The following is a 17,627-nucleotide window of genomic DNA, read 5'->3' as shown; positions in this document are numbered from 1 at the left end:
TACCAAGAGTAGTCGTCTTAAGGATCTCAATTTGGATCTTGATACACAGTTTTGGGGTTGTTTTGAGTGTAAATCACTCGGCAAGTTAGTAAGAAATCGATCCCAGATCGCATAGGTTGGTAAGATCTTGATCCTCAATCTCGGTTAATCAGATCTAACTAGGTAAGAATTAGTAAAATCCTGATCCAAAAAAGCCCCAATACTGGGGCTTAATATAAAATCAGCTAGACTTGGTTATTACTTGATCTGTGGATCAAGCTCACCTGATAAATATTTCAGGTGCATGTCGTCTAGTGAAATTGGTTTGATCTTCGCTGCATTACCCGCAGTGCCAAACGCTTCATAACGCGCCACACAGATCTCAGTCATTGCTTTCGTCGCTTCAGCTAAGAATTTACGTGGGTCAAAGTTAGACGGGTTATGCGCAAGGTGACGACGGATAGCACCCGTTGATGCTAAACGTAAGTCTGTATCGATGTTTACTTTACGCACGCCGTACTTGATGCCTTCTACGATTTGATCAACTGGTACACCGTAAGTTTCAGGGATCTCACCACCAAATTCATTGATTACTGCTAACCACTCTTGCGGTACTGAAGAAGAGCCGTGCATAACTAAGTGAGTATCAGGAATACGAGCGTGGATCTCTTTGATACGGTTGATTGCTAAGATGTCACCTGTTGGTGGACGTGTGAACTTGTAAGCACCGTGTGATGTACCACACGCGATTGCTAGTGCATCTACGCCTGTTTTCTTAACGAAGTCAGCAGCTTCTTCAGGATCAGTTAGTAGTTGATCTTCAGTTAACTTACCTTCAGCGCCAATGCCATCTTCTTCGCCAGCTTCACCGGTTTCTAGTGAACCTAGTACACCTAGCTCACCCTCAACAGACACACCACATGCATGTGCCATCTCAACCGTACGACGTGTTACGTCTACGTTGTACTCATATGAAGAAGGTGTTTTACCATCTTCCATTAAAGAACCATCCATCATCACTGATGAGAAACCTAATTGGATAGAACGCTGACATACACCAGGAGATGTACCGTGGTCTTGGTGCATAACAACTGGGATATGTGGCCATTCTTCAACAGCCGCTAAAATCATATGACGAATGAAAGGGGCACCTGCATAAGCACGTGCGCCTGCAGAGCCTTGAACGATCACTGGGCTGTTTGTTTTATCAGCCGCTTCCATGATGGCACGCATCTGCTCTTGGTTGTTAACGTTGAACGCTGGAACGCCGTAACCATGCTCTGCTGCATGATCAAGAAGTTGACGCATACTGATTAAAGCCATTTTGCTTTCTCCAATAGTCGATAGCTTTTGCTATCTAGTTTGAACGGATATATCGAAAGTAGCCTTTCGCTTGTTGCTACTAATTTTTTATTTACCTTAATCTGAGTGAGAGTGATTAAGATAAAAAGGCCAGCAAAAGCTGGCCTGAAAAACTGTTATGCGTTTGCTCTTTTCTCAAGCATAGCAACAGCTGGTAGTTTTTTCCCTTCTAAGAATTCTAAGAAAGCACCACCGCCCGTTGAAATGTAAGAAATTTCATCTGCAACGCCATATTTGTCGATTGCTGCTAGCGTGTCGCCGCCACCTGCAATTGAGAAGGCATTAGACTTTGCAATTGCATTTGCAATTGCTTCTGTGCCATTACCAAACTGGTCAAATTCGAAAACGCCAACTGGGCCATTCCACACAACCGTGCCTGCATTTTCAATGATTTTAGCTAGAGTTTGTGCTGTATCTGGACCAATATCAAAGATCATGTCTTCATCAGATACTTCAGTCACATCTTTGATTGTTGCCACTGCTGATTCAGAGAACTCAGTGCCAACAACCACATCTGTTGGTACTGGAATGTCACCATCGTTTGCACGCGCTGCTGATGTTAATTTGTTTGCTTCGTCGATTAAATCAGCTTCGAAAAGCGACTTACCAACAGGGTGACCTGCTGCCGCAACGAAAGTGTTCGCGATGCCGCCACCAGCAACTAGCTGGTCAACCACAGTTGATAGTGAATCAAGTACAGTCAGTTTAGTCGATACTTTAGAACCACCTACAATCGCCACAAGTGGACGTGCCGGGTTATCTAGTGCTTTACCTAGTGCATCAAGTTCAGCCGCTAACAGTGGGCCAGCACACGCAACTTCAGCGAATAGACCAACGCCATGTGTAGACGCTTGAGCACGGTGAGCCGTACCGAATGCATCCATCACGTATACGTCACATAATGCAGCAAGCTGTTGAGCAAGTGCTTCGTCGTCTTTCTTTTCACCTACATTGAAGCGTACGTTTTCGAACACAACTACTTCATTGTCAGCTACTTCAACACCATTTAGGTAATCTTTTTCTAAACGTACATTTTGCTCTAACGCTTCGTTTAGATAGTCAACCACTGGCTGAAGTGAGAATTCTTCATTGTACTCGCCCTCAGTTGGACGACCAAGGTGAGACATCACCATCACTTTTGCACCTTTTTCAAGTGCAAGTTTAATAGTCGGAAGTGAAGCGCGAATACGCGCATCAGACGTTACTTTGCCGCCTTTTACTGGCACGTTTAAATCTTCACGAATTAAAACACGCTTGCCTGATAAATCTAGATCCGCCATTTTGATGACTGACATTGATGTCTCCTTTAAGAACGATACTGGGTAATAGCTTTGTTGTTATTTAGCGGCCATCATGGCCTCAGCGGTGTCGAGCATACGGTTCGCAAACCCCCACTCGTTATCACACCATACTAAAAGTTTTACTAACCTTTTATGACTTACGCGTGTTTGCGTGCCGTCAATGATACAAGAATGTGCATCATGGTTAAAATCTACCGACACCAAAGGCTCTTCGGTGTAACTTAAAATATTTTCTAATCGGCCTTGTGTATTAGCCTGAATTGCCTGATTTATTTTATCTAAATCAACGTCTTGGTTTAGCGTAACACTTAAATCCATGGCCGTCACATTTATCGTCGGAACACGTACAGCGATGGCTTCAAAACGACCTTCAAATTTAGGCAAAATGCGCTCAATACCACGGGCTAATTTAGTGTCGACAGGAATGATTGACTGACTCGCTGCACGAGTACGACGTAAATCACTGTGATACGCATCGATCACTTGCTGGTCATGCATCGACGCATGGATCGTGGTAATAGCACCCGATTCAATGCCAAAGGCATCATCAAGGACTTTGATCACAGGCACAATACAATTGGTTGTACAAGAACCATTAGAAACAATTGTGTGCTCAGCTTTAAGTTCATCTTCGTTAATGCCATACACTATGGTTGCATCAACATCTGCATCGGCTGGTTGAGAGAATAAAACTTTTTTAGCACCTGCATATAGATGTTTTTGAGCGTCTAGTCGACTGTGAAACACACCCGTACACTCAAGTACCACATCAACTTGCAAAGCCTGCCAAGGCAAATGAGCGGGATCTGACTCACTAAACAATTGGATCTTGTCACCATTTACTTCTAAGAAAGGCGCATCATGCGAAACCGAGTAAGCAAAACGACCGTGAGAGGTATCATATTTAAGTAAATGCGCAACGGCTTTGGGGTCGGCTAATTCGTTAATAGCCACGATTTCAATATCTTGATGGCGGCCTGATTCATATAATGCACGCACAACATTGCGTCCAATACGACCAAACCCATTTATTGCCAGTTTTATTGCCATTAAGTTGTGGACCTAGCTAAATGCAGAGACAGGAAAGTAACTTCCTAAAAGATGGCGCTATTGTAATCGACATAGGCAAATTATGTATACACTTGCGCGAAAAAAAATCTCACATCAAGGCTGAAAGTTTAAGTGGCTTACCCGCCCCAATTTTATTAATTAAGACTAACAGCAACTCGGCAGTTGCTAAGGCATCGGTGAGTGCATTGTGCACCTCATAGTCTGGCAGTTGATAACGAGTGCGACAATTAGCCAGAGTTAGGCTGTCCTGATGTAGTTCGGTGTTCTGCTTTAACTGACGCCTTTTCTCAATTTGCATGGTGTCGACAATGGCCAAAGGAAGTGCCTCTAACCCTAACGCTTTGCTATTTAGTCGGATAAACCCCCAGTCTAAATAAGCGTTGTGGCACACTAAGACCTTACCGTGCAAAGCATCACATAGCTCAGTCATTAACGCCTTAAGAGATACCCCTTCATTAAGCGTTTGCTCATCAATACCATGAAAAACCGGACTCTGATCTAACTGCTTCACATCACTATTAATGATGTGCCTCGCACTTTTTAACTGAATTCTGTCATTGCGCATCGTCACCCAAGCCGCAGATACAATTTCATGTGCTTTAGGATCAAGCCCTGTCAGTTCTAGGTCTAAAACCACAAACTCCACTTCATCAAGTGACTTGCCTTTGGCTTTTAAATAGCGAAGCGCTTTTTGTACTAACTTCTGCATTTACAAACTGCCTCTGGCAAACTTAAACGCGCAGGCTTGCTGTGCTTGCTTAATCAGATAAAACGCTTCTTTTAACTGATGTTTTTCTAAAGAGGTAAGCATTTCAGGGTCAATACAATTGCCCGGCAAGCCCTCTTTATTCAATTGGGTTTTGAGTCGCAATTGCGTCAGGTAGCGCCAACAATCTTTGAGGTTATAAATGTCTTTAGCGCTTATGAGATTAAATTTAGTCAGCGCATCCAAACGCTCAAGGGTATTGGCCCGCCTTACTCCAGCTTTTAGTGCATAGAGCCTTGCAATATCATTGATGATCACAACACCGCGCTTTTTAAGATCTAAATACTTATGCTTAGACTCACTCTTCTCAAGTTTAAATTGCTGAAACAAACCAATCGGTACTGAGTTCGCGTTAATATCTGTGGCCATGGCCGCAAAGAAGAGTTCATTTTTGCTTATTCGTTCAAGCGACACACATAAGTCACTATATAGCTCATTCGAACCATCAATAAAGCGCAGATCAAAAAAGATCTTACAGTTCAACATGGCTTGTGGCGTAGGAGATTTGATCCACTTAAAAAATCGCTCTGACCACTCATTTAAGGTGCCGCAACACTCGGGGTTACTTGCCATTATATTACCTGGGCAACGCTTAATACCGCATTCAACCAGTTGTTCACAGACAAATTCGCCCATCCCTTTGAAATAAGCTCTTTGATCGTCAGTTAAATTATTTGGTAGCAACAATCCGTTATCTTGATCTGAATGCAAGGTTTGTTCCTCGCGGGCTTGTGAACCAAAGCAAATAAAACTAAACGCACATGGCGCTGTGCCATGCTCCTGCTGATAAATGCGAATTAATCGACTGGTCAATGCATCGGTCAGGCCACTTAATAGTTTGCCCATTACCGAGATATCATCAATGTTATGAGAAAAGCTCTTTAATAGTGCAGGGATCTCTTGTGCATAAAGACGTAACTGCTGAACTGATGTCGCTTTATAAATGCGGCCAATAAGCTGCACCGGATCGCTTTTTTGCTGACGCAACAAATCTGTACTGGTCAACATACCCAGTGGCGTGTAATTTTCATCGAGCACAGGCAAGTGGTGTATGTTGTGTTTAAGCATTAAATGCAAAGCAGAAAACACCCGATTATTTTCGAAGATGAATTTTGGCTTGCCCGTCATGACCTGATTTATTGCCATATTAGGGTCTACATCTTTGGCCAGAACCCGATTACGCAAGTCTCTATCAGTGAGTACACCAATAAGACTCTCTTGCTCGGTGACCATAATTGAAGAGACCCCATGATCACTCATTTTCACTGCAGCATCACGAATTGATGCATCAGGTCCGAGTGTTATTGCCTTTCTGGTCAATAGCTCACTGATTTTTTTCTCAGACCAATTGTCGCTTTTCTGCTGATAATGAGATGACAGTAAACGATTAGCATGGGCTCGTACAAAGTGTTGTTCGAACGCCTTATATTCACGACGTAAATAGTCAAAGCTGGTTTGATTTAAGATGTAGATTAAGCCGGGGGTCGACACTTCGATGCGGTTTTGTATGGCATCGCCGGTGAGTAAAGACGGAAAGCCAAAATAGTCACCTTCTGCTATTTGCGTGATCACTTCTTCTTTGGCATTGACCAGATCATATTGGCCTGAGCGAACTAAGTATAAATTTGGCTCAGTTGATTTTAACCACTGCGACTGATTGTCTTTATTTAAGTAAACAATTTCTAAATGGGACACAAAATAGTGGGTCGCCGCTTCTGGTAATTGGCTAAATGGCGCCTGTAAGGCAACAAATTTTGCGACTTCAGCAACTTCTGGGGTCATGCTCTACTCCTAAGTCACCCGCCTATAAACAACTACAATAAAAGAGAGAAATGTTAGTGTTTACGCTTAGGTATGAATCGTTTTAGCAAAATACAGCTATAAAAATGTAAAAACAGCACTTTGCTAAAACGAATAAAAGCCCAGCCTTGCCGGCTGAGCTTTGTGCTTATTCGCTCAAATATTAGTGGGCGTGTGCCTCACCTGAGCCTTTAGGGTTACGAATACTGTCAACCATGTCTTGCACTTCTTTTGGTGTTTCAGCAGTTAGTTTAAGAACAACCGCAGCAACGATGAAGTTAACTAGCATACCGATGATACCAATACCTTCTGGAGAGATACCGAATAACCAATTTGCTGGTGCATTAAGCTCAGGGCTGATGAACTTGAAGTAAATGATATAAGCCGCTGTGAAGCCAATACCTGTTACCATACCTGCAATCGCACCTTCTTTATTCATCTTCTTAGAGAAGATACCCATAATGATTGCTGGGAAGAAGCTCGCTGCTGCTAGGCCGAATGCAAATGCCACAACTGAGGCCACAAATCCTGGCGGGTTAATACCGAAGTAAGCTGAAATTGCAATCGCTATCATCGCTGCTAAACGCGCAGCTAGTAGCTCTTGTTTATCACTGATATCTGGTTTCAGCGTACGCTTAAGTAAATCATGCGATACCGAGGTTGAAATTACCAGCAGTAGACCCGCTGTGGTTGATAGTGCTGCTGCAATACCACCCGCTGCGACTAATGCGATAACCCAAGCTGGTAGATTAGCAATCTCAGGGTTCGCCAGTACCATGATGTCACGGTCAATGTTTACTTCGTTAGCACTGTTTGGATCTGAGATCTTACCTGCAGAGTACTGCATTTTGCCGTCACCATTCTTATCTTCGAATGTGATAAGGCCAGTTCTTTCCCAGTTTTTAACCCAAGCTGGTGCTTCTTCATATAATGTACCGCTACCGTCTTTACCATTAATTGTGTCAATCATGTTTACACGCGCAAATGATGCAACCGCAGGTGCTGTCGTATAAACAATCGCGATGAATACAAGCGTCCATGCTGCTGAGATGCGCGTATCTTTTACTTTCGGTACTGTGAAGAAACGAACGATTACGTGAGGCAGACCCGCAGTACCGACCATAAGAGCGGCAGTGATAGCGAATACATCGATCATGCTCTTAGAGCCTTCGGTATATTGAGAGAAGCCCAATTCGGTACTCAGTCCATCGAGTTTATCGAGCATATACACACCCGAGCCATCAGCTAAAGTTGCACCAAAACCAGTTTGCGGTAATAAATGACCCGTCATCATCAGTGAGATGAAAATAGCAGGTACTAGGTAAGCAAATACTAATACACAGTACTGAGCAACCTGCGTATACGTGATACCTTTCATACCACCTAATACAGCATAGAAGAATACGATAACCATACCGATGTAAACACCAGTCTCAATGTCTACTTCTAAGAAGCGAGAGAACACAACACCTACACCACGCATTTGACCAGCAATGTAAGTGAAACAGATAAAGATTGCACACAAGATAGCTACTACACGGGCAACTTGAGAGTAATAACGATCTCCTATGAAATCTGGTACCGTAAATTTACCAAATTTACGAAGGTAAGGTGCTAAACAAAGCGCCAGTAGTACATAACCACCAGTCCAACCCATTAGGTAAACACCACCGTCGTAACCGGCGAAGGAAATAATACCCGCCATTGAAATGAATGATGCTGCACTCATCCAGTCTGCGGCTGTTGCCATGCCGTTTGCCACAGGTGGTACACCACCGCCAGCAACATAGAATTCTTTGGTTGAGCCCGCACGAGCCCAAATTGCGATGCCGACATAGAGCGCAAAGCTCAAGCCAACAATAATAAAGGTAAGAATCTTAACATCCATCTTCGTGCTCCTTATTCATCTACGCCGTATTTTTTATCAAGCGTATCCATTTTGAACACGTAGACAAAAATCAAAGCCACAAAGGTGTAAATTGCGCCTTGCTGTGAAAACCAAAACCCTAATTTGAATCCAAAGAAACGGATCTCATTAAGTACATCTACCAGTAAAATGCCAAAACCAAATGACACTACAAACCATACTGTTAATAGCTTAAACATGAGGCTCAGATTTTCTGACCAATATGCTTTTGCTTGTTCTTCGTCTTTAAAAGCCATTTTTGTTGTCCCCTATCACTTGCCAATGAATTGGCTGTGTTGGTGTTAATCGTCACTATCTACATTAGCAACGCCCTATCAAGTTGGAATTGCTACCTTAGTCGTAACATCAAGTTAACGTTTACGTAAACTGCAGATTGACACACTAAAAACATCCGGTTTAATTATATTTAACAGACACTTAGCAAATTAAACGTTCGCATTTTGAGCAAAAAAGGCATTTTGGGGATGGTATAAGACATTAGTCTAATTTGGCCAGGGTAATAAATACAAAATCTATATTAAACAGTCAGTTAAACATTAAATTGCGATACAAAAAGGATTACAAAAAAAGCAAATGTGGTAAGGTTATTTGGTCGACAATAAAAAAGATAAGACTATGAGCGCTGCACTGATATTTGTTTCTCTTTGTTATATAGGGGTTTTATTCTGGCTGGCAAACTGGGGAGATAAAACCACTCCCCGTGCGCTAAAGTTTAGTCACCACCCTTTTGTGTATGCATTGGCGCTCGGCATTTACTGTACCTCATGGACTTACTATGGTGCTGTAGGTACTGCTGCGGCGAGTAGTTGGCATTATTTACCTATTTTATTAGGGCCCGCTTTATTATTTTTATTCGGACAAGGTTTTTTAAGAAAACTGGTATTAGTCAGTAAAAAACAAAATATCACCACCATTGCCGATTTTATCTCTGCCCGCTACGGCAAACGACAAACCACAGCCGTCATGGTTACCATGATAGCTTTGTTGGCGACCATTCCTTATATTGCACTGCAACTTAAAGCGCTGAGTTCTAGCTTTTTATTACTGCAACAAGATGAGCAACTCTCTGGTACTGTTTTAGCGCTTACCGGTACCTTGATCATTGCCCTCTTCGCTATCTTCTTTGGTACACGAAAAGTAGACGTCACCGAGTACCGGTCAGGCTTGATGCTGGCCATTGCTTTTGAGTCTATTATTAAGTTGTTAGCACTTGTTGCTGTGGCGGCTTTAGCATTAATTGCACTTTATAATCAGCCAAAACATAGCTTAAATTTGCTCACTCACTGGCAAGACTTTAACTTTAGTAGCTTCAACTTTATTGGTCAGAGCCTGATCGCGGCTGCGGCTATTATCTGCCTGCCCAGACAATTTCATGTGACTGTTGTAGATAATCAAGATAGAAAGCACTTACTTACAGCGAGATGGGCTTTTCCTCTATATCTTATGTTAACTGCTGCAATGATCGTCCCGATTGCTACTGCTGCTATTCATCCTAATATTGGCTCTCATTTGGCGGCAGACAGTTTTGTACTGGCATTGCCTATTTCAACCGGTCACCCCATTCTCACGACCTTTGTCTTTATCGGTGGACTGTCTTCGGCAACTGCGATGATCGTTGTCGCAACACTCACACTCAGTACGATGTTGTCGAATGATGTTGTATTGCCACTGGTATTGAAACGCCGTTTTCACCGCGCCCCTGCACTGGGTAATTATAAGTCTTCCATTCTCTTGATCCGCCGCTTTATCATCGCCGCCATTTTATTATTAGCTTATTTATACCAACAACATTTTGGTCATGGGGAATCACTGGCAAGTATGGGTCTTGTGGCATTTTCATTAGTTACCCAATTATTACCTGCCATTGTTGGCGGCTTGTACTGGCGTAAGGGCCATGCTTACGGCGTTTATGCAGGGTTATTAGCTGGATTTATCTGTTGGACACTGTTTTTAATGATGCCCATGGTCGATATGGGATTTTCTCTCAACTTCGAAGCAAGGCAGCAGCTTATCACTCAGGGCACCTTAATCGCCCTATTTGCGAATATTAGTTGCTACATTAGCTTCTCATTAGGTGCCCATGAGCGTTTAATCGATAAAATACAAGCCGCAGCCTTTGTAAATCCACGTGAAGAAGCGGCGCTGATTAAACGCATGAACAAAAATGTCAAAGCAACCGTGTATGACTTCAAAGTGCTATTACAGACTTTCTTAGGTGTTCAACGCTCACAACAATTGCTTGGCCACTACGCATTATTACATGATATTGATGACAACAACGCTTATCCAGACCCTGAGTTTATCGCCTATTGTGAACGTGCATTAACCGGGGTACTCGGTGCCTCGTCTGCTCAAGCGCTTATTCATACCGTGGCCTCGGGCAAACAAATGGCATTTGAAGAAGTGGTTAACTTTTTTGATGAAACCACTCAAGCCCTACAATTTAACCAAAACTTACTCTATACCTCACTCGAGAACCTCTCTCATGGTATTTCTGTTGTAGATAAAGACCTTAATCTAGTCGCTTGGAACAAGCGCTATGCCGAGATGTTTAACTACCCTGAGGGCTTTTTAGAAGTCGGCCAGCCGATTGAAGAAGTCATTCGTTTTAACGCCAAACGCGGTGAATGTGGCCCGGGTGAAATTGACCGCCTTGTCGAAAAACGTGTTCAACATTTGAGAAATGGCACACCCCATCACTTTATTCGCCATCGCCGTGATGGCCAGGTGTTTGAAATGACGGGTAACCCACTACCTGAAGGGGGATTTGTGACCAGTTTTAGCGATGTCACCATGCACATCGCCACACAAAATGCCCTTGAAGAAATTAACATGGATCTTGAAAACCGCATCGAAGCGCGCACTCAAGAGATCCGAAATATTAATAAAGACTTAGAAGCACAAATAGACTCGCGAATTGAAACCGAGCACGCCTTAATTGCTGCGAAAAAAGAAGCTGAAAAAGCCAATGACAGTAAAACCCGCTTCTTAGCACTCGCCAGCCATGATATTTTGCAGCCACTCAACGCTGCCAGATTATACTCAGCAGCGATTGATCCTAACCACTTATCGTCTCAAGATAGAGGCAGCTTTGATAAGCTCAACGACTCGCTCGATTCTACCGTTCACTTGATGTCATCTTTACTTGATATTGCCAAACTAGAACAAGGGGCAATGCAGCCAACCCCAAGACATTTTAGTATCGATGATATCCTCTGCCCACTTGCCAATGAGTACGCGATTTTATCGAGTGAAAAAGGTCTTAAATTAAAAGTCAGAAGCAATCAAAATATTGTTCATAGCGACACCACATACTTGCGTCGCGTGATCCAAAACCTAGTATCAAACGCCGTAAAATACACAGACTCTGGCGAAGTATTGATTGCAACCCGTAAGCGAAAGCATGGCTTATTGGTCGAAGTGTACGATACAGGCCCAGGGATCAGCGAATACGAACAAGCCAAAATATTTAATGACTTCTATCGCATACACTCAAATGACAACAAAGGCGTAGGTTTGGGTTTAGGGGTGGTAAAACGTCTATGTGACCTGCTTTCAATTGTCTTAGAGGTGAAATCTATCCCCGGAAAAGGGAGCCGCTTTAGCGTGTTAATCCCTTATGGTGATGGTAATTTGGTGGCGAAGAAAACCATCACAACTTCCAGCATGCCACTAGGAGATAATAACGCTAAGCTCAATATTATCGCCGTTGACGACGACCCTAAAAACCTAGAGGCCATGTCGAGTTTATTAGCTAAGTGGCAAACTAACTACGAGCTATTTAATGATGTTGATTCGGTACTGGCGCATGCCAAATCAAATAAAGCCCCAGATTTAATCCTCATGGATTATCAACTAGGCACTGAATGTGATGGCATCACCTTAATCAAAACTTTGAGAGAGATATGGCAATCACAAGTCCCTGCTGTGCTCATAACAGCTGTACGCGACCAAGAGGTTAAAGCTGAAGTAAAGGCTTTGAACATTCATTATCTATCAAAACCGGTAAAACCAGCAAAATTGAAAGCATTAATGAATTTTGGCCGTTAATAAGCATGAGTTAGCTATTTTCATTCCTCTGTAATAAAGCTAGAGTGACTATTCGACTTTGCAGAGGAATGAGGAAATGCAAACAATACTAACCACACAATGTGATGACGACGTTGGGCTGATCGCGAAAATTACTGGGCTTTGTTACGAGCACAATCTTAATATCACCCGCAACAATGAATTTGTTGATAAAGAAGCGAAACGCTTCTTCATGCGCACCGAATTAACCGGAGAGCCCAGTGAAGCTTTTCTTGAGCAATTAAAAAGTCAGTTGCCTTCTGGGGCCAAAGTTGAGCTTTTTGACGAGTCAAAAAGAAAGGTGGTATTACTGGCGACAAAAGAAGCTCATTGCCTAGGTGGTGTACTGCTTAAGCAATACGAGCAAGCCCTTAACATCGAAGTACAGGCTGTCATTGCCAATTATCCAGATTTGGAAAAGCTGGTGTCAGGCTTTGATATTCCCTTTCATTGTATTTCACATGAAGGGTTAAGCCGTGCTGAGCACGATAAACTCGTCGGTGATGCCATTGCGCAATATCAGCCTGACATTATTGGTCTTGCAAAATATATGCGTATTTTGTCACCTGAGTTTGTTGCACGCTTTGAGAATAAAGTGATTAATATCCATCACTCTTTCTTGCCTGCGTTTATTGGCGCTAAGCCTTATCATCAAGCATTTGAGCGCGGCGTAAAGATTGTCGGTGCGACCGCACACTTTGTGAATAATGAACTCGATGAAGGCCCTATCATTGCACAGAATGTTACGCCAGTAACCCACATACACAATGCTGAAGCCATGGCGAAGATTGGCCGTGATATCGAAAAAACCGTGTTCTGTAACGCCTTACAACTCGCCTCTGAGCACAAGCTGTTTATCAACGGCAATCGGACTGTGGTATTTAGTTAACCAAAACTAAGGTTAGCTAGAAAATTTGCAGGGCTTGTTGCAAATTTAACTATAAATTCTGTGACAAGCTTTTTAGAGCTTTGCACCAAGACTCTCCTTGCCTAGTGCATTAAAAATCTTCTATTGCATAACCGCGATGTTTAACTCACTGCTTCTACGGGTTCTAATTGTAGTTTTGAAGCAATCAGTACAGCTTGAGTACGGTTATAAACACCTAGCTTTCTAAAGATAGCAGTAATATGTGCCTTTACTGTCGCTTCAGAAATGTGTAATTCATAGGCAATTTGCTTATTCAGTAAACCTTCGTGCAGGTACTGTAATACTTTATATTGTTGTGGCGTGAGTGAAGCAACTTGTTGCGCGAGCTCTCTGTCTTCATTTTCAACATTGGCTACTTTGTCTTTTATATTTTCTGGTAACCAAGTTTCACCTTCTAACACGGTTTCGATACCTTGCGCGATATCTTGTGTTGAGGAAGCTTTCGGAATGAAGCCCATGGCACCGTACGCCATTACCTTAGAAATGATGCTGAGATCTTCACTGCCTGATACAACCACAATAGGCAGACTTGGGTAATCTTCACGAATACGAATGAGGCCGTATAAATCACCGCTGCCGGGCATATGTAGATCAAGTAAAAGTAAATCTAACTCGTCTTGCTCTGATAACACAGCAAGGGTACTGTCAAAACTTTCAGACTCGAAAACGGTTAAATCTTCAAACTGACTTTGCAATGCGCCTTTTAAAGCTTCCCTAAATAAAGGGTGATCATCCGCAATTAAAAACTGATTCATGCTTTTCTCCTAAAAATTCGGCTGTCATCTGAAAGAGGACAGCCGATATAGTACGATTAGAATTTAATGAAATTCAAGTTTTTAGCGCTCTATTAACGATTTAAACGATTTTCTATTAATTCATCTACTACAGTAGGATCGGCCAGTGTCGACGTATCACCTAGCTGTTGGTGCTCATTTGCGGCGATCTTACGTAAAATACGGCGCATAATCTTACCAGAGCGTGTCTTAGGTAGACCCGGTGACCATTGGATCATATCTGGAGAAGCAATTGGGCTTAACTCTTTACGAACCCAGTTACGCACTTCTTTCGTTAATTCATCGCTTACCTGTACACCTTCATTCGGTGTCACATACACATAAATACCTTGGCCTTTGATGTCATGTGGGTAACCAACTACCGCAGCTTCTGCAACTGCTTCGTGCGCAACTAAGGCACTTTCAATTTCCGCAGTACCTAGACGGTGGCCTGATACGTTTAGTACGTCATCTACACGGCCTGTGATCCAGTAATAACCATCTTCATCACGACGACAACCGTCACCTGTGAAGTAAACGCCCGGGTAAGCTGAGAAGTAAGTTTGTTCAAAACGCTCATGGTCACCATACACTGTACGCGCTTGTGACGGCCAGCTATCAAGAATAACTAGGTTACCTTCTGTTGCGCCTTGTAGTGTTTCACCTGCAGCATCAAATAGAGCTGGAGCAATACCAAAGAATGGACGTGTTGCCGATCCTGGTTTCATGTCTGTCGCACCTGGCAATGGTGTGATCATGATGCCACCGGTTTCTGTTTGCCACCAAGTATCTACGATTGGGCATTTACTGTTACCAATACGCTCATGGTACCAAGTCCACGCTTCAGGGTTGATTGGCTCACCGACTGAACCCATGATACGCAGTGAATCACGCTTTGAACTCGCTGTTGGCTCATCGCCTTTAGCCATTAGTGCGCGAATAGCCGTTGGCGCAGTATAAAGAATGGTTACATTGTGCTTATCAACCACCTCACCAATACGACCTGCGCTTGGGTAAGTTGGTACACCTTCAAATACTACCTGAGTACAGCCATTAACTAGTGGGCCGTATGCCATGTAGCTGTGACCGGTGATCCAACCTACATCGGCCGTACACCAGTAAACATCGTCTTCTTTAATATCGAACACATATTCATGGGTCATTGAAGAATAAACTAGGTAACCACCGGTTGTATGTACAACACCTTTTGGTGTGCCAGTCGAACCAGAAGTATAAAGAATGAATAGTGGGTCTTCGGCATTCATTGGCGTTGGTTCACATTCAGCAGGTACATCAGCTGTTAGCTCATGCCACCATACGTCATGACCTTGCCAATCAACTTCGCCACCTGTTAGTTGATGCACAACAACATGCTCAACTGTGACGCCATCTTGAGAAACCGCTTCGTCAACATTAGCTTTTAGCGGCACTGTGTTACCACCGCGACGACCTTCATCAGATGTGATAACCACTTTTGCGCCAGAATCTTTAATACGATCTGCAATTGCTGATGGTGAGAAACCACCGAATACCACTGAATGGATAGCACCAATACGTGCACAGGCCTGCATTGCATAAATTGCAAATGGCGTCATCGGCATATAAATCGCAACGCGATCGCCTTTTTCAACACCTAGCTTTTTAAGGCCGTTGGCAAGTTTAGCTACTTCGTCATGAAGCTGTTGGAACGTAATATTTTCGCTATGCTCTGGGCTGTCGCCTTCCCAAATTAGTGCAACTTTATCGGCTTTGTCTTTAAGGTGACGGTCGATACAGTTATAAGAAGCGTTTAGCTCACCATCTTCATACCAATTGATGCTGATGTGACCTTTATCGAAAGAAGTGTTTTTAACTTTTGTATAAGGGGTTGACCAATCAAGGCGTTTACCGTGTTCAGCCCAAAATGCTTCAGGATTGTCGATAGACTGTTGATATAAAGTTTCATACTGGTCGTTATTAACTAATGCATTGTTCTTGATAGCTTCAGGAACCGGATAAATGCTTTGTGACATAGTCATCTCCATATTAATTTACTTGCCCTTGGGCTTTCATCAAGGATCACTCAGGCGTTGCAGTTTAAGAATTAGACCTTAGTTGTATAAAGGTTAAAAAACAAACACAGATCAATTTTTGCAATAAAGTGCCCAAAATAGAACCAAACAGTTCAACCCTATATTAAATAAATAAAAAATAAAGCGTAAAATACGATTAACCACTATTTTTATAGACGAAATACTGCCACAAATTATTAATGGTCTGTGAACTGTTTGTTTATTATTCCACCTTAGTCGTATAGACCAAAGGCTAATTGAGCAAAAAGCGACCATCAACAACAGTGGGTATGAACTCTTATTCATGACAGCGTCGTTGCAATTTACAACGTAGCTTTAAGGAACATCAACTATGACAACTAAAAGTGTAGCAATTAAAACCCTTACAGCACTAGCAGTATCAAGCGCTCTAAGCCTACCCGCTCTAGCAGGTACCATCGAAGACACCAAAGTAAGCTATGGCGGTTACGTTAAGCTCGACGCTATCTGGAGTGACTTTTCTGACGGTACCTTAGGCGCACAACACATTGGCCGTGACTTCTATGTACCGGGCACAACTCCAGTATCTGCTTCTAGCAGTGAAGATGCGGTATTTGACATGCATGCCCGTCAATCTCGTTTTAACTTTGGCACAGCCACCAAACTTGAAGATGGCAGCACCATTAAAACGAAAATCGAACTAGACTTTATTGCCTCAACAGGTGGTAATGAGCGTGTGAGTAACTCTTACTCTCCGCGTATTCGTCAAGCATTTGTTACCTATAAAGGCTGGTTATTTGGTCAAGCTTGGTCAAACTTCCAAAACGTCGGTGCACTGCCTGAAACACTTGACTTCGTAGGCCCAGCGGAAGGTACTGTGTTCGTTCGTCAAGCAATGGCGAAATATACCAGCGGTAACTTCTCATTCTCAGTAGAAAACCCAGAAAGCACAGTAACTACAGCTGACAAAAGCCGTGAGGTAACAGATGATGCATCTATGCCTGATTTCACCGCACGTTATACGCACAAAGCGGATTGGGGTAATTTTGTGCTTACAGCGCTTGCACGTCAAATCACTTACAAAATTGGCGCGGCTGATGAAAGTGAAGCATCATTCGGTGTGAGTGCATCAGGTCGTGTGAACTTTGGTAAGAACAACCTCAAGTTTATGCTAACTCAAGGTGCCGGCCTTGGCCGTTATGTTGGTTTGAACGTTGCGAATGGCGCGGTATATGATGGTTCTAACCTGCATACGATTGACTCTACATCTGGTTTTGTTGCTTATCAGCACCATTGGAATGACAAATTCCGCTCAACTTTCTTATATTCATTCTTCGAAGCGGATAATGTAACTGATGTACTTGGTACGGGCTATAACCCAACTAAATCAAGCACAAGCTACAGCGCTAACTTACTTTATTCGCCAGTTAAAAAGCTGACTTTTGGTGCTGAATATAAAGTAGGTACTCGCGAGACAGAAAGTGGTGTAGATGGTGATTTAAACCGTATTCAAATGTCAGTGAAATACGTGTTCTAAACTCCCGACTAGCCCATAGTTAGCTTTTTACCATTGCGGTGAAGAAGTTTATTTGGGCAAGTTTTTTAAGCGGCGATTTTCGCCG

At 42.9% G+C, this 17,627-nt stretch carries 12 protein-coding genes; 3 read left to right on the top strand and 9 right to left on the bottom strand.

Going from position 1 to position 17,627, the window contains the following annotated elements; genetic code table 11:
• Positions 1-237: 237 nt before the first annotated feature.
• The 7 genes from fba to AC1HJP_RS13065 all read right to left on the bottom strand — a co-directional run bounded on the left by fba (position 238) and on the right by AC1HJP_RS13065 (position 8,442).
• A complete protein-coding gene (fba, locus tag AC1HJP_RS13095; RefSeq protein ID WP_058028826.1) occupies positions 238-1,302 on the bottom strand; it encodes a class II fructose-bisphosphate aldolase in 1,065 nt (354 codons plus the stop codon).
• Between the two features lie 155 nt (positions 1,303-1,457).
• On the bottom strand, positions 1,458-2,636 hold the full coding sequence (locus tag AC1HJP_RS13090; RefSeq protein WP_480362201.1) for a phosphoglycerate kinase: 1,179 nt from the start codon (positions 2,634-2,636) through the stop codon (positions 1,458-1,460).
• Positions 2,637-2,678: 42 nt separating this feature from the next.
• Positions 2,679-3,692 (bottom strand): erythrose-4-phosphate dehydrogenase, encoded by a 1,014-nt coding sequence (gene epd, locus AC1HJP_RS13085; protein ID WP_480362200.1) that lies wholly within the window; start codon positions 3,690-3,692, stop codon positions 2,679-2,681.
• Between the two features lie 109 nt (positions 3,693-3,801).
• The gene (locus AC1HJP_RS13080; protein WP_480362199.1) at positions 3,802-4,422 is read right to left on the bottom strand and encodes an exonuclease domain-containing protein; all 621 of its coding nucleotides are present in this window, start codon (positions 4,420-4,422) and stop codon (positions 3,802-3,804) included.
• A complete protein-coding gene (locus AC1HJP_RS13075) occupies positions 4,423-6,261 on the bottom strand; it encodes a DUF294 nucleotidyltransferase-like domain-containing protein (protein WP_480362198.1) in 1,839 nt (612 codons plus the stop codon).
• A gap of 181 nt (positions 6,262-6,442) precedes the next feature.
• On the bottom strand, positions 6,443-8,167 hold the full coding sequence (locus tag AC1HJP_RS13070; protein ID WP_421963601.1) for a sodium:solute symporter family protein: 1,725 nt from the start codon (positions 8,165-8,167) through the stop codon (positions 6,443-6,445).
• Positions 8,168-8,178: 11 nt separating this feature from the next.
• Positions 8,179-8,442: a DUF4212 domain-containing protein gene (locus AC1HJP_RS13065; protein WP_058028820.1), complete on the bottom strand. Its 264-nt coding sequence runs from the start codon at positions 8,440-8,442 to the stop codon at positions 8,179-8,181.
• Positions 8,443-8,821: 379 nt separating this feature from the next.
• Between AC1HJP_RS13065 and AC1HJP_RS13060 the strand changes: the two genes are divergently transcribed.
• Positions 8,822-12,256: a PAS domain-containing hybrid sensor histidine kinase/response regulator gene (locus tag AC1HJP_RS13060; protein WP_480362197.1), complete on the top strand. Its 3,435-nt coding sequence runs from the start codon at positions 8,822-8,824 to the stop codon at positions 12,254-12,256.
• Between the two features lie 76 nt (positions 12,257-12,332).
• The gene (purU, locus tag AC1HJP_RS13055; protein WP_480362196.1) at positions 12,333-13,163 is read left to right on the top strand and encodes a formyltetrahydrofolate deformylase; all 831 of its coding nucleotides are present in this window, start codon (positions 12,333-12,335) and stop codon (positions 13,161-13,163) included.
• A 140-nt stretch (positions 13,164-13,303) separates the two neighbouring features.
• Here purU and AC1HJP_RS13050 read toward each other — a convergent pair whose 3' ends face one another.
• Positions 13,304-13,957 carry a response regulator transcription factor gene (locus AC1HJP_RS13050; RefSeq protein WP_138479791.1) on the bottom strand — a complete coding sequence of 218 codons (654 nt, stop codon included), beginning with the start codon at positions 13,955-13,957 and terminating at the stop codon, positions 13,304-13,306.
• A 92-nt stretch (positions 13,958-14,049) separates the two neighbouring features.
• Positions 14,050-15,987, bottom strand: a complete 1,938-nt coding sequence (gene acs / locus AC1HJP_RS13045; RefSeq protein WP_480362195.1) for an acetate--CoA ligase — start codon at positions 15,985-15,987, stop codon at positions 14,050-14,052.
• Between the two features lie 391 nt (positions 15,988-16,378).
• On the opposite strand from acs, the gene AC1HJP_RS13040 reads away from it, so the two are divergent.
• Positions 16,379-17,542: a DcaP family trimeric outer membrane transporter gene (locus AC1HJP_RS13040; RefSeq protein ID WP_480362194.1), complete on the top strand. Its 1,164-nt coding sequence runs from the start codon at positions 16,379-16,381 to the stop codon at positions 17,540-17,542.
• Positions 17,543-17,627: the final 85 nt, after the last annotated feature.

It is taken from the genome of Pseudoalteromonas sp. NFXS53 (assembly GCF_056629255.1).
The sequence above is the reverse complement of the archived record's forward strand: the minus strand, read 5'-3'. Positions and strand labels throughout refer to the sequence as shown.